Here is a 24,211-nt window from a genome sequence, read left to right on the forward strand (position 1 = left end):
GAGGACGCGCGTGGCTGGTGTCAGGGATCGTCAGGCGACGCCGAGGTGCCGCGCGATCAGCATCCGCTGCACCTCCGAGGTCCCTTCACCGATCTCCAGGATCTTCGCGTCCCGGTAGAACCTGCTCACCGGGAACTCGTTCATGAAGCCGTACCCGCCGAAGATCTGCGTCGCCTCGCGCGCGTTGTCCATGGCGGCGTTCGACGCGACGAGCTTCGCGATCGACGCCTCCTTCTTGAACGGCTCACCGCGCAGCATCTTCGACGCCGCCGCGTAGTACGCCAGCCGCGCGGTGTGCGTGCGCACCTCCATGTCGGCGACCTTGAACTGGATCGCCTGGTACTCGCCGATCTTGTGCCCGAACGCCTCGCGCTCCTTGACGTACTTCAGGCATTCGTCGACACAGCCCTGCGCGAGCCCGACGCTCAGCGCGGCGATCGCGACCCGGCCTTCGTCCAAAATGGACAGGAACTGGGCGTATCCGCGGCCGCGTTCGCCGACGAGGTTCTCGGCCGGGACGCGGACGTCGTCGAACGAGAGCTCGTGGGTGTCCGAGCAGTTCCAGCCGACCTTGGAGTACTTCGGCGCCACCGCGAAGCCCGGGGTGCCGGACGGGACGATGATCGCCGAGATCTCCTTGCGCCCGTTCTCCTTCACGTCGGTGACGGCGGTGACCGTGACCAGTTTCGTGATGTCGGTGCCGGAGTTGGTGATGAACGACTTGCTGCCGTTGATCACCCAGGTGTCGCCGTCGAGTTTCGCGCGCGTGCGGGTGGCGCCCGCGTCCGAGCCGCCACCGGGTTCGGTGAGCCCGAAAGCGCCGAGCGCGGTGCCGGCGCACAACTCCGGGAGCCACTTTTCCTTCTGTTCCCGGGTGCCGAACCGGTAGATCGGCATGGCGCCCAGCGAGACCCCGGCCTCGACGGTGATCGCGACCGACGAGTCGACGCGCGCCAGTTCTTCCAGCGTCAGGCACAGCGCGAAGTAGTCGCCGCCCATGCCGCCGTACTCCTCGGGGAAGGGCAGCCCGAACAGGCCCATCTCGGCCATCTTCGCGACGATCTCGTACGGGAACTCCTCCCGTTCGTACAGGTCGCCGATGACCGGGGCGACCTCGGAGCGCGCGAATTCCTCGACCGTCTTGCGCAGCGCCTCGTACTCGTCATCCAGCCGAAAGTCGATCATTGGCCATCCTTTTGGGGTGTCACAACGGCTACCGTTTCGTCCAGCGCGACCTGTTGGCCCGCCCGGACGGGGAGTTCGCTGACCACGCCGTCGATCGGCGCGGTGATCGTGTGCTCCATCTTCATCGCCTCGACGACCACGAGCGGCGTTCCCGCGCTCACGACGTCGCCCGCGGCGACCTTGACCACGAGCACGGTGCCGGGCATCGGGCTGGTGACCGGTCCGGCGCCGCCCGCGGCACCGGCGGCCGCCCGCAGCCTTTCCCGCTCACCGATCGCGAAGCTGTGGCCGTCCCGCGCGAGCCAGACGGTCTTCCCGCGGCCGGCGGCGTGCCGGTAGCGGTGGAAACCGGTGGGGTGCCGGACTTCCAGCAGGTCGCCCTCGCGCCGCGCGGAGACCCGCACGGCCTCGGCGCCGTCGACGCTGACGAGCGCGTTCGCCGGGGTGCCCTGCACCCGGACGACGGCTTCGGAACTTCCCGACTTCAAAGTGAAGTCGATCCCGCCGGACGCGCCGAGCCGCCAGCCGTCGGGAACGTCCCAGGGATCGATGACCGATCCCTGCGGCTGCAAGGAAAGCAGCCTGTCGAGCGCGGCGGCCACGAAGAACTCCGGCGGCACCTCTTCGGAGACCAAAGTGGACAGTTGCCGGTCGACGAGGCCGGTGTCGAGCTTGCCGTCGCGGACGTCGCCGTCGGCGAGGAGCCCGCGCAGGAACGCGACGTTCGTACCGAGGCCGAGCAGTGCGGTGTCGGCGAGCGCCAGATCGAGCCGGTGCAGCGCGGCCGCGCGGTCCGGTCCCCAGGCGATGACCTTGGCCAGCATCGGGTCGTAGTTCGAGCCGATGACCGCGCCCTCGCTCATCCACGAGTCGACGCGCACGCCCTCACCGGACGGTTCGTGGACCGCGAGCACGGTCCCGCCGGTGGGAATGAAACCTCGAGCGGGATCCTCTGCGTAGACGCGGGCTTCGATGGCGTGGCCGTCCAGCCGGACGTCGTCCTGCGACACGGTGAGCACGTCGCCCGCGGCGATCTTGACCTGCCACTCGACGAGATCGAGCCCGGTCACCAGCTCGGTCACCGGATGCTCGACCTGCAGCCGCGTGTTCATCTCCATGAAGAAGAACTCGTCGGGTGCCTTGGCCGACACGATGAACTCGACCGTTCCCGCGCCGACGTAGCCGACAGATCGGGCGGCCTCGACAGCGGACGCGCCCATCTTCGCGCGCGTCGCCTCGTCCAGCAGGACCGACGGGGCTTCTTCGATGATCTTCTGGTGCCGCCGCTGCAGGCTGCACTCGCGCTCGCCGAGGTGGATCACGTTGCCGTGGGTGTCGGCGAGCACCTGGATCTCGATGTGGCGCGGCGTGGTGACGAACCGCTCGATCAGCAGGGTGTCGTCACCGAAGGAACCCTTGGCCTCACGGCGGGCGGATTCCACGGCGGCGTCCAGTTCGGACGTCGCGTTCACCAGCCGCATGCCCTTGCCGCCACCACCGGCGGACGGCTTGATCAGCAGGGGGTAGCCGACCTTCTCCGCGGCGGCGGCGAAACCGCCCTCGGGAATGTCCACATCGGACGCACCGGGCACGACCGGGACGCCCGCCTTGGACACCGTCGCCTTGGCGCGGATCTTGTCGCCCATGGCGTCGATGGCCTCGACCGGCGGGCCGATGAAGACCAGCCCGGCTTTCGCGCAGGCACGGGCGAATTCCGCGTTCTCCGCGAGGAAACCGTAGCCGGGGTGCACCGCCTGCGCTCCCGTGTCGAGCGCCGCCTGGACGATCGCCGGGATGGACAGATAGCTTTTCGCCGCTTCGGCCGGGCCGATGCGGACCGCGGTGTGCGCCTCGCGGACGTGCTTGGCATCGGCGTCGGCGTCGCTGTACACCGCGACCGAACGGATGCCGAGACCCCGCAGCGAACGGATCACGCGGACGGCGATCTCCCCGCGGTTGGCGACCAGAACCGTGTCGAACATGCTCACATCCGGAAAACGCCGTAGTTGACATCGGAAAGTGGTGCGTTGGCCGTCGCGGACAGCGCGAGGCCGAGCACCGTGCGGGTGTCCGCCGGGTCGATCACGCCGTCGTCCCACAGCCGCGCCGTCGAGTAGTAGGGGCTGCCCTGCGCCTCGTACTGCTCGCGGATCGGGTCCTTGAAGGCCTCTTCGTCCTCCGTGGACCATTCGCCGCCGCGGGACTCGATGGCGTCACGGCGGACGGTCGAAAGCACCGACGCCGCCTGCTCACCGCCCATCACCGAGATCCGCGCGTTCGGCCACATCCACAGGAACCGGGGCGAGTACGCGCGGCCGCACATCGAATAGTTGCCCGCACCGAACGAGCCGCCGATGACGACGGTCAGCTTCGGCACGCGGGCGCAGGCCACCGCGGTGACCATCTTCGCGCCGTGCTTGGCGATGCCGCCGGCCTCGTAGGCCTTGCCGACCATGAAACCGGTGATGTTCTGCAGGAACAGCAGCGGGATCGAGCGTTTGTCGCACAGCTCGATGAAGTGCGCGCCCTTCATCGCGGACTCGGCGAACAGCACGCCGTTGTTCGCGATGATGCCGACGGGGTGGCCGTGGATCCGGGCGAACCCGGTGACCAGCGTCGAGCCGTACTCCTTCTTGAACTCGCCGAACCGGCTGCCGTCGACGATCCGCGCGATGACCTCGCGGACGTCGTAGGGCACGCGCGGGTCGGTCGGGACGACGCCGTACAGCTCGTTCGGGTCGGCGACCGGGGCCTCGGTCGGGAGGACGTCCCACGGGCGCGGCGCGCGCGGCCTCAAAGTAGACACGATCGAGCGAACGATGCGCAGGGCGTCCGCGTCGTCCTCGGCCAGATGGTCGGTGACACCGGACTGACGCGAGTGGACGTCGCCGCCGCCGAGTTCCTCGGCCGTGACGACCTCGCCGGTCGCGGCCTTCACCAGCGGCGGGCCGCCGAGGAAGATCGTGCCCTGGTTCCGCACGATGACCGCTTCGTCGCTCATCGCCGGGACGTATGCGCCACCCGCGGTGCACGAGCCGAGCACCGCCGCGATCTGCGGGATCCCGCGCGCGGACATGGTCGCCTGGTTGAAGAAGATCCGGCCGAAGTGTTCACGATCCGGGAAGACCTCGTCCTGCCTCGGCAGGAACGCACCGCCGGAGTCCACCAGGTAGACGCACGGCAGGTTGTTGTGCAGCGCGACCTCTTGGGCGCGCAGGTGCTTCTTGACGGTCATCGGGTAGTAGGTGCCGCCCTTGACCGTGGCGTCGTTGGCGACGATCACGCATTCGCGGCCCGAGACCCGCCCGATCCCGGTGATGATCCCGGCCGACGGCGCCTCGTCGTCGTACAGTCCGGTGGCGGCCAGCGGGGACAGTTCCAGGAACGGCGACCCCGGGTCGAGGAGGGTGTCGACCCGGTCGCGCGGCAGGAGTTTCCCCCGTTCGACGTGCCGGGTGCGGGACTTCTCCGGGCCTCCGAGCCGGGCCGCGTCGAGACGCTTGTGCAGGTCCTCGACCAGTTCGGCGTGGGAGGTGACGCTGCGGGCGTATTCGTCGCTGCCGGGGTCGGCGGAAGTGCTCAGTACGGGTGTGTCCATGGCTCCTCGTCGCCAAGTTAGCCGTCGTTAACTCGCCCTCGTAGGTTAACGGCCACTAACCTCACTTGTCCACCGCACCCCGTATGCGCGTGAAGGCCCCTTCCCGCGGCCCTGGTTTTAGATGACCAGCCGAGGGAAGGGGGCCTTCACGCGCAAAACGTCAGCCGATCGCGGAGACCAGCGGGTTGTAGTAGCCACCGCGCTGGCCGGTGGCCGTCGGGTGGTACGAGTTCACGATCGGCCAGGTGAGGCTGTGCAGGTAGTCGTTGGCCGACGAGCAGATGTTGTGCCCGGTGAAGGCACCCCGCACGTCGACGAACTTCGCACCGTGCGCGGAGGCACGGGCCGAGAGCACCGACGCCAGCGCGTCGGAGCCCGAGTTGATCGCGGAGCGCTTGGTGTCGCTCAGCCCCACCGAGCACGAACCCGGCACCGTGTAGAAGCGCGGGTACCCGAGGACGACCAGCTTCGCGCCGGGCGCCTTCGACTTGATCGTGCTGTAGACGTTGTTCAACAGCCCCGGCAGCGTGTTGTTGACGTAGTTCTTCGCGGTGTTGACCCGGTTGATGCAGGTCTGGTCGCTGCCGGTGGTGCAGGTGGTCATGACGTCGGCGAACCCGGCGTCGTTGCCGCCGACCGACACCGTGACCAGCGTGGTGCTGGAGGTGACGTTCGCGGCCTGGCTCAGCACGTCGCCGGTGCGCGCCCCCGAGCACGCGACGAACTTGAACGAGGTCCCGGCGTGGGCGTTGGCCCACAGCTGGGGGTAGGAGTTGGCACTGCGCATGCAGTCGCCCGAGTTCCCGTAACTGCCGGCACCGACGCCGGACGAGTACGAGTCACCGAGCGCCACGTAGTTGGTCGCCGCTTGAGCGGTACCGGCGAGCCCGAACGTGGCAAGGACAGCGACCCCCAGGGCCGCAACCGATCGAGTGAAGGAAAGCGCTTTGATCCGAGCAGGGACGGCCATGGTCACTCCTTCGTGACAAGTTAACGAGACACAGCATTACCAGGTGGTAGCTCGACACAAAAGGGTCATTTCCCCAGGTAACCCGCTTGGCCCAGGCTGGAAGTACGGCCGCGTGTTAGCGCTCGCTAACACACGGCCTTAATATGGCCAGATGCCGGCGAACCCCACCCCACTCGTGAACGGCGAGAAGGCGAACAGGCGCGAACAGATCATGGCCGCCGCCGCCGAACTCTTCGCCCACCACGGTTTCCACGGTGTCGGCATCGATGACATCGGCGCCGCGGTCGGCATCTCCGGCCCGGCCCTGTACCGGCATTTCCGCAGCAAGGACGCCATTCTCGGCGAGATGCTGAACTCGATCAGCCGCTACCTCCTCGACGGTGGGACGGCCAGGGCGAGCCAGCGGGACGAGCCGGGTGAGGTTCTCGAAGCACTGGTGAATTTTCACGTGGACTTCGCGCTCGCGCATCCCGCGTTGATCACCGTCCAGGAGCGGAATCTCGCCAATCTCACCGACAGTGACCGCAAACAGGTCCGCGCCATGCAGCGTCAGTACGTCGAGGTCTGGGTGCGCGCGATCAGCGACGCCGTCCCCGGGATCGGCGAGCGCCAGGCGCGCTCGGCGGCGCACGCGGTCTTCGGGTTGATCAACTCGACGCCGTACAACCGCCATCTCGGTGACAGCGAACTGGCCGAAATGCTCTGTCGTCTCGCGCTGGGTGCACTGCACGCCGCGAAGTGACCACGTCCGGGTTTCGGTCTATCCCCACTTTTCCGTCCTCTGGTGTTTGATAGGCACGTGGAGCCGGACAGGAGCGAGTACGAGCGGAGGCTCGTCGAAAAGGCGCAGCGTGCGCTCGTGGCGATCAGCCTCGGGGAGGACGCCGAGGCGCTCGACGAGCTCGCGCCGACTGCCGTCGAGCCGCAAGCCCGGTCCGAAGAGACCAAAGAGCTCGTGATGATGCTCTTCGGCGAATGCAGCGCCATGGTGTCGACACTGGGTGATGGAGGAAGTGCGCCGGTCAAGGTGCAGGTGTTCGACGAGGACGGTGAAGAGGTCTCGATCGATCAGGCGGATCCTCCCGTGCGGACCGCCGTGCGCACTCTGCTGGCCGAGGTGCACGGCAACAGCGAGGCCGCGCAGGAACAGGTCGAGATCGCGCTCGCCAACGCCGCGCCGGACGAGGTCGACAGCCTGGTGCTGCAGGCGCTGCGCTGGACGATCCGGCTGTCGGCGGAATGCCTGGACCGGGATCTGCCGGTGGCACCCTGGATCTCCGACGCCGTGGCGGACTAGACGTCGGCCAGGTCGGTTGACTGTCCACTCGGGACACTTTGAAGCGACCAAATATCTGATTGATGCCTATATGCGCGCTTTGCGACGGGGGCGTGAGTGGCGATGTGGGTTCTATTGAGGAGAAGGGCAAACGTGGCGTGCTCGTGCCGTTTTCGGCGTCGGGCGTGGGGCAGGTGTTGTGCTGGGTGGCCCTGTTCCTGGCCGGGGCTGAAGGTTCAGGCCGTGTGGGTCGGGTTGGTCGTGAGCGCCACATCAGCCTCCCGGGACGTCGCGAAAGCCACTTTCGCGACGTCTGATGTCCCGAAAGTGGCTTTCGCGACACGGCCACTCGGCACCGGACGAGGCAAAGGACACCTTCATCCCACCGCCAGCCTCGCCCACGAACACGCCACCGTTGACTCACCCCTCAATAGATGAGCTTCGTGACCCAGGTGCCTAGCCGAGAAGCAGCTTCACCAGCCGGGCGATCTGCTCGGTTTCGATCAGGAACGAGTCGTGCCCGTAAGGCGAGCCGATGACGGCGAACTCCGCCCCGGCGACACCGTCCGCGATCGCCTGCGACTGGTACAGCGGGTAAAGCCGGTCGCTGTCCACCCCCGCGGCGACCGTGCGCGCGGTGATCCGGCCGAGCGCGTTCTCGACGCCGCCCCGCCCACGGCCGACGTCGTGGGTGTTCATCGATTCGGTGAGCACGACGTAGCTGCCGGCGTCGAACCGGCGGGACAGTTTCCCCGCGTGATGATCCAAATAGGACTCGACGGCGAACCGGCCGCCGCGCAACGGGTCCTCGTCGTCCTGATAGCGGCGGCCGAACCGTTGCGACAGTTCACCTTCGCTGCGATAGGTGACGTGCGCGATCCGGCGGGCGATGCCGAGGCCCGCGTGGGGGCCGCCACCGGGGACGTCGTGGTAGTCGCCGCCGTGCCAGCCCGGATCGGACCGGATGGCGTGCAGTTGCGGCGCGGCCCAGGCGATCTGGTCCGCCGAAGCCCGCGCCGTCGACGCGAGGACGAGCAGTGACGCGACCCTGTCCGGCTCGCTCACCGCCCATTCCAGCGCGCGCATCCCGCCCATGGAACCGCCGAGCACCGCGGCCCACCGGCCGATGCCCAGCGCGTCGGCGAGGACGGCCTCGGCGGCCACCTGGTCCCGGACGGTCACGGCGGGAAACCTGCTGCCCCAAGGACTTCCGTCCGGATGCGGCGAAGACGGGCCGGTCGAGCCCTGGCAGCCGCCGAGCACGTTCGGGACCACGACGAAGAAGGCGTCCGTGTCGACGGCCTTGCCGGGACCGATCAAGCCGTCCCACCAGCCCGGGCTGATGTGGCCGTCCTCCGCCGGGCCGACGGCGTGACTGTCCCCGGTGAGCGCGTGCTCGACCAGGATCGCGTTGGAGGCGCCGGAATTCAGCGTCCCCCAAGTCTCGTAGGCGAGGGTGAACGGGATTTCCGGCCCGGTTTCGAGCGTATGGACGCCGGTGACGAACCGGCGGCGACCGGGTGGATCCCCCTCCCGCCACGCACCGGTGGCGGGAGGGAGATCCGGAGCCTGGGTCACAGAGCCGCCTTGGCCGCCCGGAATCCGGCCTCGAGGTCGGCCTTGAGGTCTTCGATCCCTTCCAGGCCGACGGCGAGCCGCACGAGGCCCGGCGTCACCCCGCTGGAGACCTGCTCCTCGGGCGTGAGCTGGCTGTGCGTCGTCGAGGCCGGGTGCACGATCAGGCTGCGCACGTCGCCGATGTTGACCAGCTGGCTGTGCAGTTCCGTACCGTCCACAAAGGCCCGTCCGGCGTCGACACCGCCCCGCAGGTCGAACGAAAGCACCGCGCCGGCGCCCTTCGGCAGGTACTTCTTCGCGGCCTCGTGGAACGGGCTCGACGGCAGGCCCGCGTAGTACACCTTTTCGACCTCGTCGCGCTGTTCCAGCCATTCGGCCAGCGCCTGCGCGTTGGAGACGTGCCGCTCCAGCCGCAGCGACAGCGTCTCGATCCCTTGCAGGATCAGGAAACTGTTCAGCGGCGCGATCGCGGCACCGGTGTCGCGCAGGATCTGGACGCGCGCCTTGGCGGCGTACGCGCCGGGGCCAAGCGCCTCCCAGTACTTGAGACCGTGGTAGCTCGGGTCGGCCTCGTTGAAACCGGGGAACCGCGCCGGGTCCTTGCCGAAGTCGAAGGTGCCGCCGTCGACCAGCACACCGGCGACCGTGGTGCCGTGACCGCCGAGGTACTTGGTCGCCGAGTGGACCACGATGTCGGCGCCGTGTTCGATCGGGCGGACGAGGTACGGGGTCGGCACGGTGTTGTCCACGACCAGCGGGACACCGGCGTCGTGCGCGGCGTCGGCGACCTTCCGGATGTCGAGGACGTTGCTGCCGGGGTTGGCCAGCGTCTCGGCGAAGAACAGCTTGGTGTTGGGCCGGACCGCCGCCTTCCACTGCTCGATGTCGTCCTGGTCCTCGACGAACGAAACCTCGATGCCCAGCTTCGGCAGCGTGTAGTGGAAGAGGTTGTAGGTACCGCCGTAGAGCGACGGGCTGGAGACGAAGTGGTCGCCCGCGTTCGCGAGGTTGAGGATGGCCGCCGTCGTCGCCGCGGTCCCGGAGGCGAACGCCAGCGCCGCGACACCGCCCTCGAGCGCGGCGAGCCGCTGCTCCAGGACGTCCTGCGTGGGGTTGTTGATCCGCGTGTAGATGTTGCCGGGCTCGGCGAGACTGAAGAGATCGGCGCCGTGCTGGCTGTCACGGAACACGTACGAGGTGGTCTGGTAGATCGGGGTCGCCCGCGCGCCGGTGGCGGTGTCCGGCGCCGCGCCCGCGTGGATCTGCTTGGTCTCGAACGACCATCCGTCCGCGCTCATCGCGATTCTCCTAGCGGTTCAAGGGTTTCGGCTGTGGTCACCGAAGCTAGCTCCGCCGAACGGAGCACCCAACCACTCTCAGGAGGTGGGATTCCGCTCCTGAAGAGCGAACCTGTTGCCCTCCGAATCGGTGAACATCGCCCACCAGCCCCAGGGCTGCTTCTCCGGACGCGCCGGGAACTCGACGCCCTTCGCCATGAGCTCCTCGCAGGTCTTTTCGATGTCGTCGGCATAAAAGAAGAAGTTGGCCGTCGGGAGTTCATCCCGCACCGCGAAGCGTTCGAGGTCCTCCGGGGCGGTGCTCAGGACCAGTGCCGTCACACGATCGGGGGAAGTGACCTCGACCCATCGGTTTCCTTTGTCGTCGTACGGCACGTCGGTGGTGATCTCGAAGCCGACGACCTCGGACCAGAACTTCTTCGCCCGTTCCTGATCCCGTACCCCGACGACGATCTTGTGGACACCTTGAATCGGCATGCCCGGCTCCCTTTGTATCCATCATGGATATAACGATATCGGAGTGTATGCTTCCCGGATGGCCGACGGCAACCCGCAGCTCACCCCCGCGGCGTTCCAGACCCTGCTGGCACTCGCGAACGGCAAAGGCGGCCGCGCGCACGGCTACGCGATCATGGGTTTCGTCGACGAGTTGAGCGGCGGAACCGCCCAGCTCGGGCCCGGCACGCTGTACCGGACCCTGGCCCGGCTCGTCGCCGACGGCCTGGTCGAGGAGGCTCCGGACGCGAGCGAGGACCAGCCGCACGACTCGCGCCGCCGCTACTACCGGCTGACCCGCGCAGGCCGGGAAGTCGCCGCCCGGGAGGCGGAGTTTCTTAGCAGGCTCGTCGCGGTGGCGGGCCAGGCTGGACTGCTGAAGCGCGCGGAGTCGGCGTGAGCCGGGCGCTCGGCCTGGTGCCGCATCTGTTCGTCAAGCACGTCGACACGTCGATCTCTTTCTACGGCAAGGTGTTCGGCGCCGTGGAACTGTTCCGCAACGTGCTGCCGGACGGGGTCGTGCTGTTCGTGGAACTCGCCGTCGGTGACGCGCGGCTGCTGGTGAGCCAGGAGATCCCGGCGCTGGACGCCCTCGCGCCGTCGACCCTCGGCGGCACGCCGATGCTGCTGACCTTGGAGACCGACGATCCCGACGACCTCGTCCGGCGCGCGGTGTTCGCGGGTGCCCGGGTGGAGGCGCCGGTCGAGGAAATGTTCTTCGGCGAACGCTACGGCCGGATCGTCGATCCCGACGGGCATCGCTGGGCGCTGACGACCAAACGGGAGCGGTTCACTCCCGAGGACATCGACGCCAGGACCCCACCCGAGGTCTGAGTAGGTGCGACAGGTGACCGGCGGACGTCTCCTCGGGCAGCGCGTCAGCGCGATGAAGGGGCACCCTCGGCGCTCGGCGTGAGTGATCTTCGAGACGGCCCCTTCGGCGTGTTTTCGTCAGCGGGCGCAAAATAAGGCATGGTTTCCGTACGCAGTGTCGTCGACCGGGTCGGGCCGACACTGCTGCACGCTCTTCAGGTCCCCGACGAGTCCCCCGCCGTCGGCGACGTCGTCATCGCCGAGCCCGGCAACACCCTCGCCGCGGGGGACCTCGTCCTCGGCGTCGCGATCACCGAAACGTCCGAAGCCGCGGAACTCGTCAAGCACAGCGCGGCCAAAGGCGCCGCCGCCGTCCTGCTGAAACCGCCGCTCGCGGCGAAACCTTCGGTCAAGCGGGCTGCGAAAACGGCGGACATCGCGTTGATCGAAGTGCGCCCGGCGACATCGTGGGCCCAGCTCGTCTGGCTGCTCAGGACCGTCCTCGACGCGCTGGCCGACGAGTCCGACGCCCTGGAGGACGGTGGCGGACCCGGGTCCGGTGACCTCTTCCGGCTCGCGGACGCCGTCGCTTCGGTGGTCGACGCGCCCGTGACCATCGAGGACACCAACTCGCGGGTGCTCGCCTACTCGGCGAGGCAGGATCTGACCGACTCGGCGCGCGTGTCCACGATCATGGGCCGCCGCATCCCCGACGACGTGCTCGCGCGATTCCGGTCACGAGGGGTGTTCCGCGAGCTTTCCCGTGGGCGGCAAACGATCTTCGTGCCCGCGCAACGCGACGGCACGCTGCCCCGGCTCATCGTGCCGATCCGGATGGGCGGCGAACTGCTGGGGTCGATGTGGGCGGTCGTCGCGGGCCCGGTCTCCGACGAACGCGCGGCCGCCTTCGCCGACGCGGCGCCCGTCGTCGCCCTGCATCTGCTGCGCCGTCGCGCGCACACCGATTCCCAGCGCCGGGTCTCGGCCGAGCTCCTGCGCGCCGTGCTCGAAGGGAAGGCCAGCCCGCGCAAGGCGATCGCGGAACTCGACCTGTCCGAGGAGCCGCATCGCGTCGTCGTCATCGAGGTTTCCGGCGGCGACGGCCGCGACGACGAGGGGCTGCGGCTCGCCCTCCTCGAACGGATCTCGCAGGGCGTCGGCAGGCGGCCGGTGGCCACCGAACTCGGCGGCGTGCTCTACGCCGTCGTCCCGGACGGTGACGGCTGGGGCGAACTCCGGGCCGCGCTGGAAGCCCTGCCCGCGTCGAGGAAGGGCGGGACACCGCGGGCGGCCGCGGGGTCCGCCTGCGAAATCGGCGAACTCGCGACGTCCCGCGTCCAAGCCGACGAGGCGTTGGGCCTGCTGCGCGCGAAGCTCGTACCCGGTCGCGTCGTGGTCTTCGACGAGGCGTGGAAGGAGCTTTCGCTGCACCGGGGAGCGACCGCGGCCAGCACGGCAAAGGTCGCCGAACTGGGCCCGCTCGGCTTGTTGCGCGCGCACGACGAAGCCCACGAGAGCGGCTACGTCGACACGCTCTACCAGTGGCTCAGGCATCCCGGCGACCCGCGCGCGGCCGCGAAGGAACTTCGAATCCATCCGAACACTCTGCGGTATCGCCTGCGGCGGCTGCTCGACCTCGTCCCGTTGGATCTCGACGATCCCGACGTCCGGCTGGCGTTGATCACGCAGCTCGTTTCCCTGCGCTGGAGCTGATCGGCATTCGACTAAAGAATGTTCACTAACGAACACTTTGTAGTGCGACAAAATCTTGAGCAGACGTCATGAAAGGGTCTTTCAGGACGCGCTTTGATCAGCGCTGTCGTCTTGAAAGACCCTTTCCTGACATCCGGACGGCTAGTGCGCGCTGGCGCGATATCCGTCCTCAATGGTCTGCCGCACCGCGGCGAGCAGATCCGCACCGGGGTAAAGCGGCAGAAGCACACCGGGGCCACCGTCGACCCGCAGGGCGGCTTCGTAGCCATGCCCGGGAGTTTCGACCAGACCCACGATGACATCAGCCGGATTGCCTTCGGTGTCGACGGTGCGGACACGCCGCTCCCGCCGCCAGTCCTGATTTGTCATGCGCAACAGAATGGCAGCTTACCGGCCAGTAAGATCAACATCTTGACTCGATCGTGCTGCATTTACCGTTTCGCAGGTTGCACGGCCGCGCCCACCCCCAGCGAACGCGGCCGTACGTCATACCCGATAACCGAGGTCGTCGGCGGCGAATCGCTTCGGCACCATCCGGACCCAGACGGTCCCTTTCACCTCGGGATCATCGTGCAGGTAAGAACGAAATCGCGCATCCCATTTGCACTCGTCGGCCCCGAGATACCGGCTCAGCAGCCGCCGTCCACGTGGGACGTCGAACGGCAGCACCTCCGCTTCGCCGCGCGCGAGAACTTGCCGTACCAGGCCGGTGCCGACATCGCAGACGTCGACGGTCAACGCGATCGACGGTGACTCGCGCACGAGTCCGGCCAGCCGCGCCCACGGTCCGGTGAGGATCCAGAAGGCCCGGTTCTCCCAGAGATACCAGGTCGGGCGCACGGTCGGCCCCGCCGTGGCGACCCTGGCGGTCAGCGGACCGGCGAGGAATGCGTCGACGTCGAACATCAGACCTCGAGCAACGTCTTGCCGAGAGCGCCACGCGACTGCATCACCGCGTGCGCGTCCGCCGCCCGTTCGAGCGGGAACCGTTGACCGATCAGGGGTTCCAGCCGCCCGGCGGCGGCCTCGGCGAGCGCGGACCCGGTGAACGCCCGCATCTCCGCCTGGCCGCCGATGTCCCGGATCACCGTGACCCCGCGCGCGGCCGCGTCCTCTTCGGACACCTCGGTCCACGAGCCACTCGAGAGCCCGTAGATCAGCATCCGGCCGCCGGGCTTCAGCAGTCCGAACGACGTCCTCCCGACCTCTCCGCCGACACCGTCGAACACGACGTCGACCTCGCCGGCCTTCGCCGCCCAGTCCGGCTCGCGGTAGTCGACCGCCAGATCGGCGCCGCGTTCCCGGACGTGCTCGGTCTTCGCCGGGCCACCGGCCGCGCCGACGACCTCCGCCCCCGCGGCCTTCGCGAGCTGGACGACCAGTCCACCGACCCCGCCCGCCGCGGCTTCGACCAGCACGCGCTCCCCCGGCCGGACGCGCGCGGCGGTCACCAGCGCCGTCGCCGTGCGGCCGTCGGCGAGGATCGCCACCGCGGCGTCGAGGGCCAGCCCGTCCGGCACCTCGAAGACGGAATCGGCGGCGACCGCGACCCGCTGCGCGTACGCCCCGGAGCCCCCGGTCGAGGTCACGACCCGCTTCCCGACCAGACCGAGGTCGACTCCTTCACCGACGGCGCTGATCACACCGCCGACGCCGTTGCCCGGGATCATCGGCAACTCGGCGCGGAACGGCCCGCCTCCGCCGGCGCGGAACTGGGTCTCGACGAACGTGATGTTGGCGAACGCCACCTCGACCAGGGCCTGGCCCGCTGCGGGCACCGGATCCGGGGCGTCACCCGCGACGAGCACTTCGGGCCCGCCGAACTCTCTCAACCACACGGCTCTCATGTGACCCAAGGTGCAAGCTCCAGTTCACTGGAGGTCAAGTGGTTGTTCCCGGAAAACCATGATCGGTGCTCAACCTTGTCCCGCGCGCACGATGACACCGCCGTCCGGGTGGCTCACCGTGAGTGGCAGCACCTTTGTTCTCAACCCGCCGCAGGAGGCAGTCCCGTGCGTATCGCCGTCCCCCGTGAAATCAAGAGGCATGAGTACCGCGTGGCGCTCACCCCGGCGGGCGTGCACGAACTGACCGGGCGCGGCCACGACGTCTTCGTCGAGACCGGCGCCGGCCTCGGCTCGTCCATCACCGACGAGGAGTACCTCGCCGCGGGCGCGAAGATCCTCGCGACGGCGGAGGAGACCTGGTCCGAGGGCGAGCTCGTGCTCAAGGTCAAGGAGCCGATCGCCGAGGAGTACCCGCGGCTGCGCGCCGACCAGGTGCTGTTCACCTACCTGCACATCGCCGCGGACCGGCCGCTGACCGACGCGCTGCTGGCCGCGGGCACCACCGCGATCGCGTACGAGACGGTGCAGACCCCGAACCGCGCGCTGCCGCTGCTCGCGCCGATGTCCGAGGTCGCCGGTCGGCTGGCGCCGCAGGTGGGCGCGTTCTCCCTGATGAAGCCGAGCGGTGGCCGCGGCGTGCTGCCCGGCGGCATCCCCGGTGTCCACCCGGCGCGCGTGGTCGTGATCGGCGGCGGTGTCGCCGGGATCAACGCGGCGCGGGTCGCGCTCGGCCTCGGCTCGGACGTCGAGATCCTCGACACCAACGTCGACCGTCTCCGCCAGATCGACAACGACTTCGGCGGCCGCATCCGCACGGTGACCTCGAACGCGCTGTCGGTCGAGCAGTCCGTGCTGGAGGCCGACATGGTCATCGGCGCGGTGCTCGTGCCCGGCGCGAAGGCGCCGAAGCTGGTCTCGAACGACCTCGTTTCGCGGATGCGCCCGGGCAGTGTGCTGGTGGACATCGCGATCGACCAGGGCGGCTGCTTCGCCGACTCGCGGCCGACCACGCACGACGAGCCGACCTACAAGGTCCACGAGTCGGTGTTCTACTGCGTCGCGAACATGCCGGGCGCCGTCCCGCGCACGTCGACCTACGGGCTGACCAACGTGACGCTGCCGTACGCCGTCCAGCTGGCGGAGTTCGGCTGGCAGAAGGCGCTGCAGGCGGACGCTTCGCTCGCGAAGGGCCTCAACACGCACGCGGGCGCCCTGACGAACGCCCCGGTCGCGGCCGCGCACGGCCTGCCCGCCACGGATCTGGCCGCCGTCCTGGCCTGACCCCCAAGCCACACTCCCACGCGAGGGACCTTTGTCACCCCAGTGCAAAGGTCCCTCGCTCCTTTTCGAAGTACATGAAGGCCCCCTTCCTTGCGCCTAGCGACAGGAAGGGGGCCTTCATGTACTTCGGAGAACCTCGGGACCCAGACATAACGGCGGCCCGCTCAACCAACCTGGGGGTCATTGGGAGCGGGCCGCCTCCTACATCGTAGGTAATAAGTCGCCGTCGCGCTGCATGGGGTTGCCAAGTCTTCGGAAATATTTCTTCACGAACCGCCCCAACGGTCGGTGAATTTCCGCGCCCTGGACCGCATAACCGGTAGTCAGCGGCCATTCGGCCCAGCGGCGGGTGCGCTGGGGGACGGAGTCGTCACCGCACCGAACGTGACGAAGGTCGCTTTCGGCGGATTGACCCCTTCCGCGGGTGCGGACTCACCGGGTGAGGCAGGATGTCGCGTGATCGGCCTTCGTCAACAAAAGGGGACGGTATGCACGACGGCAGTGGCCGCATCGCGGTGCAGAATTTGAGCAAGCAGTTCGGTGCGGTCAACGCGGTCCAGAATCTGAGCTTCACGGTGGAGCCGGGTTCGGTGACCGGGTTCCTGGGACCCAACGGGGCCGGGAAGACCACGACGCTCCGGATGCTGCTCGGGCTGGTGACGCCCACGAACGGCACGGCGACCATCAACGGGCGCCCGCACGACCAGCTGGGCAATCCGGCACGGGTCGTCGGTTCGGTGCTGGAGAACGAGGGCTTCCACCCGGGACGCACGGCGCGGAATCACCTGCGCGTGTACTCGGCGGCGATCGGGATGCCGGATCAGCGGGTGGACGAGGTGCTGGGTCTGGTCGGCCTGTCGTCGGCGGCGGACCGCAAGGCGGGCGGGTTCTCGCTCGGCATGCGGCAGCGGCTGGCGCTGGCGACGGCGTTGCTGGGGAACCCGCAGGTGCTGGTGCTGGACGAGCCGACGAACGGTCTCGACCCCGAAGGCATCCTCTGGCTCCGGAACTTCCTGCGCGCGTACGCGCGTGAGGGGCGCACGGTGCTGGTCTCGAGCCACCTCCTGAACGAGGTGGAGCAGACGATCGACCAGGTCGTGATCATCAGCCAGGGCATGACGCGCTACAACGGCTCGCTGGACCAGTTGCGCAAGAGCAACCAGTCCCGCGTGCTGGTGCAGTCCGCCGACGCGAACGGCCTCGTCGCCGCGCTGCAGGAAGCGGGCATCACGCAGGTCTCGCCGATGCCGGACGGCCGGGTCGCGGTCTCCGGTGCGACGGTGCAGCAGATCGGTGACATCTCCGCCAAGGCGAGCATCGCGGTCTACGGCATGCAGGAGGAGACCGCGGATCTCGAGCGGATGTTCTTCCAGCTGACCCAGGGCCAGTACGCGGCGCCGCAGCCCGGTTTCCAGCAGGGCCCGCCGCCGGGCTACCAGGGTCCGCCTCCGGGTTACCAGGGCCCGCCGCCCGGGTATCAGGGGCCGCCGCCCGGCTACGCGCCGCAGAACACGCCGCCGCCCGGTTTCGCGCCGCCGAACACCCCGGCTCCCGGATTCGCACCGCCGCAGCAGCAGTTCCAGCAGCAGGGTCAGCCGCCGCAGCAACAGCAGTACCAGCAGGCGCCGCCTCAGCAGCAGGCGCAGCAGCAGGGCCAGAACGAGGGCTGGGGAGGCCAGGGCTGATGGGCAACCTGATCAAGGCGGAGTTCCGCAAGACGCTCACGCTCAAGGCGTGGTGGGCGCTGATGATCCCCGCGGTGGTCTTCGCTTTCGCGTTCGCCCTGTTCTGGGGCATGGTCACGAACGACTTCAGCGACTTCCTCGGTCGCTCGGACACTCGTGAACTGACCGAAGCGCTCGGCATCTCGACCGGCGAACTGCCCGTCGGCCTGCTCGCCCTCGGGCACGGCATCAACATCGGCACGATGATCCCGATCATCTTCGGTGTCTTCGCCCTCGCCGGCGAGTACACGAAGAAGACGATCACCACGACGTTCCTCACCGCCCCGAACCGGGTTTCGGCGTTGAGCGCGAAGATGATCACCTACGTCGCCTGGGGCGCGATCTACGGCGTGATCATCGTGGGCGCGGCGAGCCTCGGCACCGTGATCACGGTCGACAGCGCGCGCCTGCCGACGGCGGGCCAGTGGCTGGGCGTGCTCGGCGCCGGTGTCCTCGCGACGATCCTGGCGACCCTGTTCGGCATCGGGGTCGGCGCGGTCTGGCGCAGCGTGATCGGCAGCATCATCACGCTGACCATCTGGATGCTCGTGGTCGAGAACGTCCTGGTGTTCGTGTCCTTCGGTGCCTGGGACATCACGTGGCTCGGCGGGGTCCTGCCGAACGGCACGGTCAACGGCATCGTGGGCGCCATCGGCGCGGAGGCCTTCGGCGCCGCCGGCGTGAAGGTGCCCGGCCTGCAGGACGAGACGGCGTGGGCGCTGCAGTACGCGGCCGGCGCCCCCGGCGCCTTCTCGTGGTGGGCCTCGGCGCTCATCTTCTTCGGCTGGACGATGGTCTTCTTCCTCGCCGGCTGGGCCGTGAACCAGAAGAAGGACATCACGTAGGTCTTCACCAAAGCGCGACATGAAAGGCCCGTTACTTGCAAATTTTGCAAGTAACGGGCCTTTCATGTCACCAGGCTCTCCCCCGAAGCGGCCGATCCTGTCGGTCGCGCCGCATAGGCTGGCGGGGTGACTACTGCTCCACCTCGCCCGCGTCAAGCCAGTCCGGTACGTGAGACGGCCCCGGTGTCCACCGGAGGCTGGATCCGACGCCTGGCCGCTTCGTGCTGGAAACACCCTTGGCTCGTCGTCCTGTCGCTGGGCGCGGCGATCATCGGCGTCGGGCTGCAGGCCGCCGGTCCGCTGCTGATCCGGGAGGCGCTCGACGGCGCCGTCGCGGGCGACACGTCCCGTCTCGGCGTGCTCGCCGCCGTCATGGCGGTGTTGCAGGTGCTGACCTTCGGCAACGCCTTCGCCCGCCGGTACGTCGGCGGGCGGCTGGCGCTCGACGTCCAGCACGATCTGCGCCGCCAGGTGTTCAACGCGGTCTCCCGGCTCGACGGCGGCAAGCAGGACGCGTTGCGCACCGGGCAGGTCGCCTCGCGCGCGATCTCGGATCTGCAGCTGGTCACGTCGGTCCTGATGCAGGTGCCGCTCTCGGCGGGTTCGGTCATCTTCGCGCTGTTGTCCCTCGGCGCGATGCTGTGGATGTCGCCGACGCTGACCCTCATCGCGATGGTGGTCGCCCCGGCGATCGCGATCATCATGGCGGTGAGCCGGAAGCGGCTCTTCCCCGCGACCTGGGCGGCCCAGCAACGCGCGGCCGACGTCGCGCAGCAGGTCGAGGAGACCGTCACCGGCGTGCGCGTCGTGAAGGGCTTCGGCCAGGAGGCGCGCGAAGTCGCGAAGCTGGAGAAGACGGCGAAAAAGCTCTTCGCCGAACGCATGCGCGCCGCGCGGCTTTCCTCGTTGCCGACGGCCACGACGGCGGCGCTGCCCGCCGCGGGTCAGGTCGCGGTGCTGGCTGTCGGCGGCGTCCTCGCGTTGAAGGGCGAGGTCAGCCTGGGCACGTTCCTGGCGTTCGCGACCTACCTCTCCATCCTGATCGGCCCGGCGAGGATGATCTCGAGCCTCGTCGTCCAGGCCCAGCTGACCAGGGCGGGCGCGGAACGGGTCAACGAACTGATCGACGCGCAGCCGGACGTCGTCGACAGCCCGGACGCGCGGCCGCTGCCCGAAGGCCCGCTCGGCGTCCGGCTGGAGGACGTCTCCTTCGGCTACACACGGTCGGATCCCGTGCTCGACGGTCTCACTCTGGAAGCCCTTCCCGGCGAAACACTCGCACTGGTCGGCACCGCCGGTTCGGGCAAATCGACGATCTCCCTGCTGCTGCCCCGGTTCTACGACGTGCACAGCGGTTCGGTCCAGGTCGGCGGCCTCGACGTCCGCGACGTCCGGCAGCACGACCTGCGCAGCACGATCGGCGTCGTCTTCGAGGAGGCGTTCCTCTTCTCCTCGTCGGTGCGCGACAACATCGCCTACGGCAGGCCGGACGCGAGCGACGAGGAGATCCGCGCGGCCGCGCGGGCGGCGGAAGCGGACGAGTTCATCCAGCGCCTCCCCGAGGGCTACGAAACGCTCGTCGGCGAGCGCGGCCTCACGTTGTCGGGCGGACAGCGTCAACGGCTCGGCCTGGCCAGGGCGCTGATGACCGATCCGCGTGTGCTGGTCCTCGACGACGCGACCTCCGCCATCGACACGGTCACCGAAGCGGCGATCCACGACACCCTGCGCTCGGTCACCGCGAGCCGCACGACCCTGCTGATCGCGCACCGCCGCTCCACCCTCGCCCTCGCCGACCGGATCGCCGTGCTGGACAAGGGCCACGTCGTCGACATCGGCACCGAGGAAGAACTGCTGGCACGCTGCCCGCTGTTCCGCGAGCTCGTCGCGGGGCCTGGTGACGACGTCGAGGAACCGCATCGCTGCGAGGGCCTCGACTGCGGCCCCTCGGGAATCACCCCCGCCCTGTGGCCGGAGCAGGACAAGTCCGACGAACTGGCGGGCGAGCGCAAGGCCACCGGCGGCGAGTGGGACGTCGACCTGCCGCCGACCGGCGAGCTCCTCGAAGGCGTCCGGAAACTGCCGCCCGCCACGGACGTCCCCCGGCTGCCGGGCACCGACGTCACCGCGCCCGAGCCGAAGTTCCGCCTCGGCCGCCTGCTGAAACCGGTACGCGGTCCGCTCGCCGTGGTGATCGGGCTGGTCGCGGCGGACGCGCTGGCCACCATCGCGATGCCCGCGCTGTACCAGCAGGGCATCGACAACGGGGTGCGCGCCGGGGCGGAGGCGGTGATCTGGCTGACCGCCGGGATCGGCGCGCTGGTGATCCTCGCGGACTGGCTGGTGATCTACCTCCAGACCAAGATGACCGCGCGGGTCGGCGAAACGGTGCTGTACTCGCTGCGCGTGCGCAGTTACGCCCATCTCCAACGACTCGGGCTCGACTTCTACGAACGCGAGCTGTCCGGGAAGATCATGACCCGGATGACGACCGACGTCGACGCGCTCTCGACATTCCTGCAGACCGGTGTCGCACAGGCCGTGGTGAGCGCGCTGACGCTGGTCGGGATCGCGGCGGCGCTGATGATCACCGACATCGGGCTGGCGGCGTACGCGCTCGCGGTGCTGCCGATCCTCGTCGTGGCGACGGTGTTCTTCCGCCGCGCCTCGTCCAAGGCGTACACCGAAGCGCGGGAACGCGTCAGCGTCGTCAACGCGGACATGCAGGAGAACGTGAACGGGCTGCGGGTCGCGCAGGCGTACACGCGCGAAGAGCGCACGGCGGAGAAGTTCGCTTCCCGCAGCGACGAGTACCGGCGTTCGCGGCTGCGCGCCCAGCGCCTCGTCGCGACCTACTTCCCTTTCGCCGCGATGCTTTCCGGGCTGGCGGAGGTGGTCGTGCTGATCGTCGGCGCGAACCGGGTCGCGGCGGGCACGCTGTCGGCCGGTGTGCTGGTGGCGTTCCTCTTGTACCTGGGCCAGTTCTTCTCGCCGATCCAGCAACTTTCTTCGGTGTTCGATGGCTATCAGCAGGCGCGGGTCGGGCTGTCGCGCATCGGCGAGCTGCTGCGCACGCCGACTTCCGTTCCGGAGGCGGAGAAACCGGTCGCGGTCCCGGAGCGGCTGCGGGGCGAGGTCTCTTTCAAGGACGTCGATTTCGCTTACACGGCAACGGATGAGCCCGCCCTGACGCAGCTTTCGCTGGAGGTCTCGCCCGGCGAGACCGTCGCACTGGTCGGGGCGACGGGTGCCGGGAAATCGACGGCCGTGAAGCTCGTCGCGCGGTTCTACGACGCGACGGGCGGCGTGGTCCGGATCGACGGCACCGACATCCGCGAGTACGACCTGGCCGCGCTGCGCACGCGAATGGGCGTGGTACCCCAGGAAGCGCATCTGTTCTCGGGAACCGTCGCGGACAATGTGCGCTACGGCAGGCCTTCCGCGACGGACGCGGAGGTCGAGGAAGCGGTCCGGTCCGTCGGCGCGCTCGACGGTGTCGCCGCGCTCCCCGCCGGTTTCCATCAGCCCGTCGGTGAACGCGGTCGGTCGCTTTCGGCCGGACAACGGCAACTCGTCGCCCTCGCCCGCGCCGAACTCGTGGACCCGGACGTCCTCCTGCTCGACGAGGCGACCGCGGCTCTCGACCCGTCCACCGAAGCCGCCGTCCTGCGCGCGACCGAACAACTCGCGCGCCGCCGTACGACGTTCGTGGTCGCGCACCGCCTCGCCACCGCCGCCAAGGCGGACCGGATCGTCGTCCTGGACCACGGCCGGATCGTCGAACAGGGCACGCATCCGGAGCTGGTCGCGGCAGGCGGCCACTACGCGCGCCTGTGGGCCCTGGGCTGAGTTCTCGTGAGTGGTAAGGACGGTTCTAACCGTCCTTACCACTCACGAGCTACCCGACCGAACGGATGAGTGGCCAGCGCTCCCAATGCCTTGAAGGCCACCTTTGAGACGGTGACCGTCTCAAAGGTGGCCTTCAAGACAACTGAGTGGAGTTGCGACCGGCCCGGTGGATCGAGCGCACCGCGCCACCTTCGCCCTTACCACTCACGAGCCTTGAGCGGCAGCCAGATCCAGCTGGAACTGCGCCCCGGGAGCCCCCGGTTCCCACCCACACTCCAGCCCCAGCCGAATGGCCCGTTCGACATCCGAAGGCAGCACCGCTTTCGACGGCACTCCCAGGTAGTTCGACGGATGCCCGTGATCCGTCCGGACCAGCAGCACCGCACCCCGGGCGTCTTCGAGTTCCACCGCGTACGACAGGAAACAGCCGTCTTCTTGCGAAAAGGTCGGCTTCCGCCGGATGTTCCACCGATAGGCGGTCTCGTCGACCACGATCCGTCGCGATCCCTTGCGCAGCAATGCCGCACGCATCCCCGACGGCAAGGGAATTTCGGTCGCGCGCGAACAACGACGTCTGTCACCATCACGGCAAATGAACGAAGAAATCCCGGCGCGGCAGATCCGCGCCGTCCGCACCGAAACCACGATCCGCGTCTATCAGGCGTATTCACCGGCCATCGCGGACGCCGCCCTCGAGGCGGGCACCTTCGTGCCGCCGTTCAAACGCGAACGGATGACCTGGATCAAGCCGTCCTTCCTGTGGATGGCGTACCGCTGCGGCTGGGCGGCCAAGCCCGGCCAGGAACGCGTGCTCGCCCTCGACCTCACTCGCGAGGGCTTCGCCTGGGCGCTCGGGCACGCGGCGCTCAGCCACTACGACCGGGACGTCCATCCCGATCGGGAGACCTGGCAGCGCGAGGTCAAGGCCAGCCCGGTCCGCGTCCAGTGGGACCCGGAACGCGGCATCCGCCTCGGCCCGCTGAAGCACCGTTCGCTCCAGATGGGGTTGAGCGGCGAGGCCGTCGATCGCTATGTCGACAAATGGATCACCGCGGTCACCGACGTCACCTCGACCATGCGCGAGATCGGCGCCCTCGTCGCGGCGAATCGCATCGACGACGCCGAAGCGCTGCTACCGGCGGAGCGCCCGTACCCCGCCTAGGCGTGCCAGGCGAGGCCGCTCATCCCGGCGACCTCCAGGTCCCGTTCCGAGGCCCACCGGAAGGTCCCGGGCCGGACGTGCACCCCGGCCGTCACCGCCCAGTCCGGCTCGTCGGGTTCGACGTGCTCCATCTCCTTGAAGTCGGAGAGCGTCGGCCACACCGCGGAGCACGAGTCGCACATCAGCACGACCTTGCCGGACTCGGTGACCAACGGGCGCACACGTCCCTCGTCCCAGAACGAAGGACACTCGTCCAGCCACATCGCCTGCCACCACCCTCGTGGGCGATCGGCGGCCGGCACGACACCGGCCGCATCCTCCGCCCAGCAAAACCCGCCGACGTGAACTCCAGGCTGTCCCGGCACGACCACCTCACCAACCTTTACCGACCAAACAGTGACCTGACCTGCACAGACGGTGAAGCGACACCAAAGGTCCCCCGCTCCCCCGAACGGCCGCGACCCGGTCGGCCGAGTGCTTCGGTTTCGATCTCTTGATCGAGACAGTGACCCATCGCCTAGTGCGCCACGCCTCACACAGGCCAGTTCCATCACACGACCGCCACCGAGGGGGTTAG

Annotated in this window: 22 protein-coding genes; 10 read left to right on the plus strand and 12 right to left on the minus strand. The window is 68.8% G+C overall.

Annotated features, from left to right (window positions below; all coding sequences use genetic code 11):
• Positions 1-30: 30 nt before the first annotated feature.
• The 4 genes from BKN51_RS27385 to BKN51_RS27400 all read right to left on the minus strand — a co-directional run bounded on the left by BKN51_RS27385 (position 31) and on the right by BKN51_RS27400 (position 5,753).
• Positions 31-1,185: an acyl-CoA dehydrogenase family protein gene (locus BKN51_RS27385; RefSeq protein ID WP_101610366.1), complete on the minus strand. Its 1,155-nt coding sequence runs from the start codon at positions 1,183-1,185 to the stop codon at positions 31-33.
• Complete coding sequence (locus tag BKN51_RS27390; protein ID WP_101610367.1) at positions 1,182-3,167, minus strand: acetyl-CoA carboxylase biotin carboxylase subunit; 1,986 nt, start codon at positions 3,165-3,167, stop codon at positions 1,182-1,184. The genes BKN51_RS27385 and BKN51_RS27390 overlap by 4 nt, the downstream gene beginning before the upstream one ends.
• 2 nt (positions 3,168-3,169) lie before the next feature.
• The gene (locus BKN51_RS27395; RefSeq protein ID WP_101610368.1) at positions 3,170-4,783 is read right to left on the minus strand and encodes a carboxyl transferase domain-containing protein; all 1,614 of its coding nucleotides are present in this window, start codon (positions 4,781-4,783) and stop codon (positions 3,170-3,172) included.
• A gap of 160 nt (positions 4,784-4,943) precedes the next feature.
• Positions 4,944-5,753, minus strand: a complete 810-nt coding sequence (locus BKN51_RS27400; RefSeq protein WP_101610369.1) for an SGNH/GDSL hydrolase family protein — start codon at positions 5,751-5,753, stop codon at positions 4,944-4,946.
• A gap of 151 nt (positions 5,754-5,904) precedes the next feature.
• Here BKN51_RS27400 and BKN51_RS27405 point away from each other — a divergent pair, with 151 nt between their 5' ends.
• Positions 5,905-6,495, plus strand: coding sequence for an SACE_7040 family transcriptional regulator (locus BKN51_RS27405; RefSeq protein WP_167406015.1), 591 nt, complete (start codon positions 5,905-5,907; stop codon positions 6,493-6,495).
• A 57-nt stretch (positions 6,496-6,552) separates the two neighbouring features.
• Positions 6,553-7,050, plus strand: coding sequence for a hypothetical protein (locus BKN51_RS27410; RefSeq protein WP_101610370.1), 498 nt, complete (start codon positions 6,553-6,555; stop codon positions 7,048-7,050).
• A gap of 435 nt (positions 7,051-7,485) precedes the next feature.
• Here BKN51_RS27410 and metX read toward each other — a convergent pair whose 3' ends face one another.
• The 3 genes from metX to BKN51_RS27425 all read right to left on the minus strand — a co-directional run bounded on the left by metX (position 7,486) and on the right by BKN51_RS27425 (position 10,382).
• Entirely contained in the window at positions 7,486-8,607 is a 1,122-nt protein-coding gene (gene metX, locus BKN51_RS27415; RefSeq protein ID WP_101610371.1) for a homoserine O-acetyltransferase MetX, read from the minus strand.
• Positions 8,604-9,905 (minus strand): bifunctional o-acetylhomoserine/o-acetylserine sulfhydrylase, encoded by a 1,302-nt coding sequence (locus BKN51_RS27420; protein ID WP_101610372.1) that lies wholly within the window; start codon positions 9,903-9,905, stop codon positions 8,604-8,606. The genes metX and BKN51_RS27420 overlap by 4 nt, the downstream gene beginning before the upstream one ends.
• Before the next feature lie 78 nt (positions 9,906-9,983).
• A complete protein-coding gene (locus BKN51_RS27425; protein ID WP_101610373.1) occupies positions 9,984-10,382 on the minus strand; it encodes a VOC family protein in 399 nt (132 codons plus the stop codon).
• Positions 10,383-10,440: 58 nt separating this feature from the next.
• Between BKN51_RS27425 and BKN51_RS27430 the strand changes: the two genes are divergently transcribed.
• The 3 genes from BKN51_RS27430 to BKN51_RS27440 all read left to right on the plus strand — a co-directional run bounded on the left by BKN51_RS27430 (position 10,441) and on the right by BKN51_RS27440 (position 12,926).
• Positions 10,441-10,800, plus strand: a complete 360-nt coding sequence (locus tag BKN51_RS27430) for a PadR family transcriptional regulator (protein WP_101610374.1) — start codon at positions 10,441-10,443, stop codon at positions 10,798-10,800.
• The gene (locus BKN51_RS27435; RefSeq protein WP_101610375.1) at positions 10,797-11,234 is read left to right on the plus strand and encodes a VOC family protein; all 438 of its coding nucleotides are present in this window, start codon (positions 10,797-10,799) and stop codon (positions 11,232-11,234) included. The genes BKN51_RS27430 and BKN51_RS27435 overlap by 4 nt, the downstream gene beginning before the upstream one ends.
• A 138-nt stretch (positions 11,235-11,372) precedes the next feature.
• On the plus strand, positions 11,373-12,926 hold the full coding sequence (locus tag BKN51_RS27440; RefSeq protein WP_101610376.1) for a PucR family transcriptional regulator: 1,554 nt from the start codon (positions 11,373-11,375) through the stop codon (positions 12,924-12,926).
• A 141-nt stretch (positions 12,927-13,067) separates the two neighbouring features.
• Here the strand turns inward: BKN51_RS27440 and BKN51_RS27445 are convergent, their stop codons facing one another.
• The 3 genes from BKN51_RS27445 to BKN51_RS27455 all read right to left on the minus strand — a co-directional run bounded on the left by BKN51_RS27445 (position 13,068) and on the right by BKN51_RS27455 (position 14,773).
• On the minus strand, positions 13,068-13,295 hold the full coding sequence (locus tag BKN51_RS27445) for a hypothetical protein (protein ID WP_007033850.1): 228 nt from the start codon (positions 13,293-13,295) through the stop codon (positions 13,068-13,070).
• A 117-nt stretch (positions 13,296-13,412) separates the two neighbouring features.
• The gene (locus BKN51_RS27450) at positions 13,413-13,832 is read right to left on the minus strand and encodes a pyridoxamine 5'-phosphate oxidase family protein (protein WP_101610377.1); all 420 of its coding nucleotides are present in this window, start codon (positions 13,830-13,832) and stop codon (positions 13,413-13,415) included.
• Positions 13,832-14,773 carry a zinc-binding dehydrogenase gene (locus tag BKN51_RS27455; protein ID WP_101610378.1) on the minus strand — a complete coding sequence of 314 codons (942 nt, stop codon included), beginning with the start codon at positions 14,771-14,773 and terminating at the stop codon, positions 13,832-13,834. Before BKN51_RS27455 ends, BKN51_RS27450 begins: the two co-directional genes overlap by 1 nt.
• A 165-nt stretch (positions 14,774-14,938) precedes the next feature.
• Between BKN51_RS27455 and ald the strand changes: the two genes are divergently transcribed.
• From ald to BKN51_RS27475, 4 genes are all read left to right on the plus strand, one after another.
• Complete coding sequence (gene ald, locus BKN51_RS27460) at positions 14,939-16,054, plus strand: alanine dehydrogenase (RefSeq protein WP_101610379.1); 1,116 nt, start codon at positions 14,939-14,941, stop codon at positions 16,052-16,054.
• A gap of 488 nt (positions 16,055-16,542) precedes the next feature.
• On the plus strand, positions 16,543-17,739 hold the full coding sequence (locus BKN51_RS27465) for an ABC transporter ATP-binding protein (protein ID WP_101610380.1): 1,197 nt from the start codon (positions 16,543-16,545) through the stop codon (positions 17,737-17,739).
• The gene (locus BKN51_RS27470) at positions 17,739-18,623 is read left to right on the plus strand and encodes an ABC transporter permease subunit (RefSeq protein WP_101610381.1); all 885 of its coding nucleotides are present in this window, start codon (positions 17,739-17,741) and stop codon (positions 18,621-18,623) included. The genes BKN51_RS27465 and BKN51_RS27470 overlap by 1 nt, the downstream gene beginning before the upstream one ends.
• 183 nt (positions 18,624-18,806) lie before the next feature.
• Positions 18,807-22,472 carry an ABC transporter ATP-binding protein gene (locus BKN51_RS27475; protein WP_158255731.1) on the plus strand — a complete coding sequence of 1,222 codons (3,666 nt, stop codon included), beginning with the start codon at positions 18,807-18,809 and terminating at the stop codon, positions 22,470-22,472.
• 204 nt (positions 22,473-22,676) lie between these two features.
• Here the strand turns inward: BKN51_RS27475 and BKN51_RS27480 are convergent, their stop codons facing one another.
• Entirely contained in the window at positions 22,677-23,003 is a 327-nt protein-coding gene (locus tag BKN51_RS27480) for a hypothetical protein (RefSeq protein WP_101610382.1), read from the minus strand.
• Between the two features lie 61 nt (positions 23,004-23,064).
• On the opposite strand from BKN51_RS27480, the gene BKN51_RS27485 reads away from it, so the two are divergent.
• Positions 23,065-23,634 carry a DUF4291 domain-containing protein gene (locus tag BKN51_RS27485; RefSeq protein ID WP_101610383.1) on the plus strand — a complete coding sequence of 190 codons (570 nt, stop codon included), beginning with the start codon at positions 23,065-23,067 and terminating at the stop codon, positions 23,632-23,634.
• Here the strand turns inward: BKN51_RS27485 and BKN51_RS27490 are convergent.
• The gene (locus BKN51_RS27490) at positions 23,631-23,897 is read right to left on the minus strand and encodes a hypothetical protein (RefSeq protein WP_101610384.1); all 267 of its coding nucleotides are present in this window, start codon (positions 23,895-23,897) and stop codon (positions 23,631-23,633) included. The genes BKN51_RS27485 and BKN51_RS27490 overlap by 4 nt on opposite strands.
• Between the last annotated feature and the right edge of the window lie 314 nt (positions 23,898-24,211).

The sequence above is a fragment of the Amycolatopsis sp. BJA-103 genome (genome assembly GCF_002849735.1).
GTDB lineage: Bacteria > Actinomycetota > Actinomycetes > Mycobacteriales > Pseudonocardiaceae > Amycolatopsis.

Bases quoted from the DNA above. Each gene is read 5' to 3' on its own strand.
- BKN51_RS27385 (WP_101610366.1), bottom strand. From the start codon at position 1,185: ATGATCGACTTTCGGCTGGATGACGAGTACGAGGCGCTGCGCAAGACG.
- BKN51_RS27390 (WP_101610367.1), bottom strand. From the start codon at position 3,167: ATGTTCGACACGGTTCTGGTCGCCAACCGCGGGGAGATCGCCGTCCGC.
- BKN51_RS27395 (WP_101610368.1), bottom strand. From the start codon at position 4,783: ATGGACACACCCGTACTGAGCACTTCCGCCGACCCCGGCAGCGACGAA.
- BKN51_RS27400 (WP_101610369.1), bottom strand. From the start codon at position 5,753: ATGGCCGTCCCTGCTCGGATCAAAGCGCTTTCCTTCACTCGATCGGTT.
- BKN51_RS27405 (WP_167406015.1), top strand. From the start codon at position 5,905: ATGCCGGCGAACCCCACCCCACTCGTGAACGGCGAGAAGGCGAACAGG.
- BKN51_RS27420 (WP_101610372.1), bottom strand. From the start codon at position 9,905: ATGAGCGCGGACGGATGGTCGTTCGAGACCAAGCAGATCCACGCGGGC.
- BKN51_RS27425 (WP_101610373.1), bottom strand. From the start codon at position 10,382: ATGCCGATTCAAGGTGTCCACAAGATCGTCGTCGGGGTACGGGATCAG.
- BKN51_RS27430 (WP_101610374.1), top strand. From the start codon at position 10,441: ATGGCCGACGGCAACCCGCAGCTCACCCCCGCGGCGTTCCAGACCCTG.
- BKN51_RS27440 (WP_101610376.1), top strand. From the start codon at position 11,373: ATGGTTTCCGTACGCAGTGTCGTCGACCGGGTCGGGCCGACACTGCTG.
- BKN51_RS27445 (WP_007033850.1), bottom strand. From the start codon at position 13,295: ATGACAAATCAGGACTGGCGGCGGGAGCGGCGTGTCCGCACCGTCGAC.
- BKN51_RS27450 (WP_101610377.1), bottom strand. From the start codon at position 13,832: ATGTTCGACGTCGACGCATTCCTCGCCGGTCCGCTGACCGCCAGGGTC.
- BKN51_RS27455 (WP_101610378.1), bottom strand. From the start codon at position 14,773: ATGAGAGCCGTGTGGTTGAGAGAGTTCGGCGGGCCCGAAGTGCTCGTC.
- BKN51_RS27465 (WP_101610380.1), top strand. From the start codon at position 16,543: ATGCACGACGGCAGTGGCCGCATCGCGGTGCAGAATTTGAGCAAGCAG.
- BKN51_RS27470 (WP_101610381.1), top strand. From the start codon at position 17,739: ATGGGCAACCTGATCAAGGCGGAGTTCCGCAAGACGCTCACGCTCAAG.
- BKN51_RS27480 (WP_101610382.1), bottom strand. From the start codon at position 23,003: ATGCGTGCGGCATTGCTGCGCAAGGGATCGCGACGGATCGTGGTCGAC.
- BKN51_RS27485 (WP_101610383.1), top strand. From the start codon at position 23,065: ATGAACGAAGAAATCCCGGCGCGGCAGATCCGCGCCGTCCGCACCGAA.
- BKN51_RS27490 (WP_101610384.1), bottom strand. From the start codon at position 23,897: ATGTGGCTGGACGAGTGTCCTTCGTTCTGGGACGAGGGACGTGTGCGC.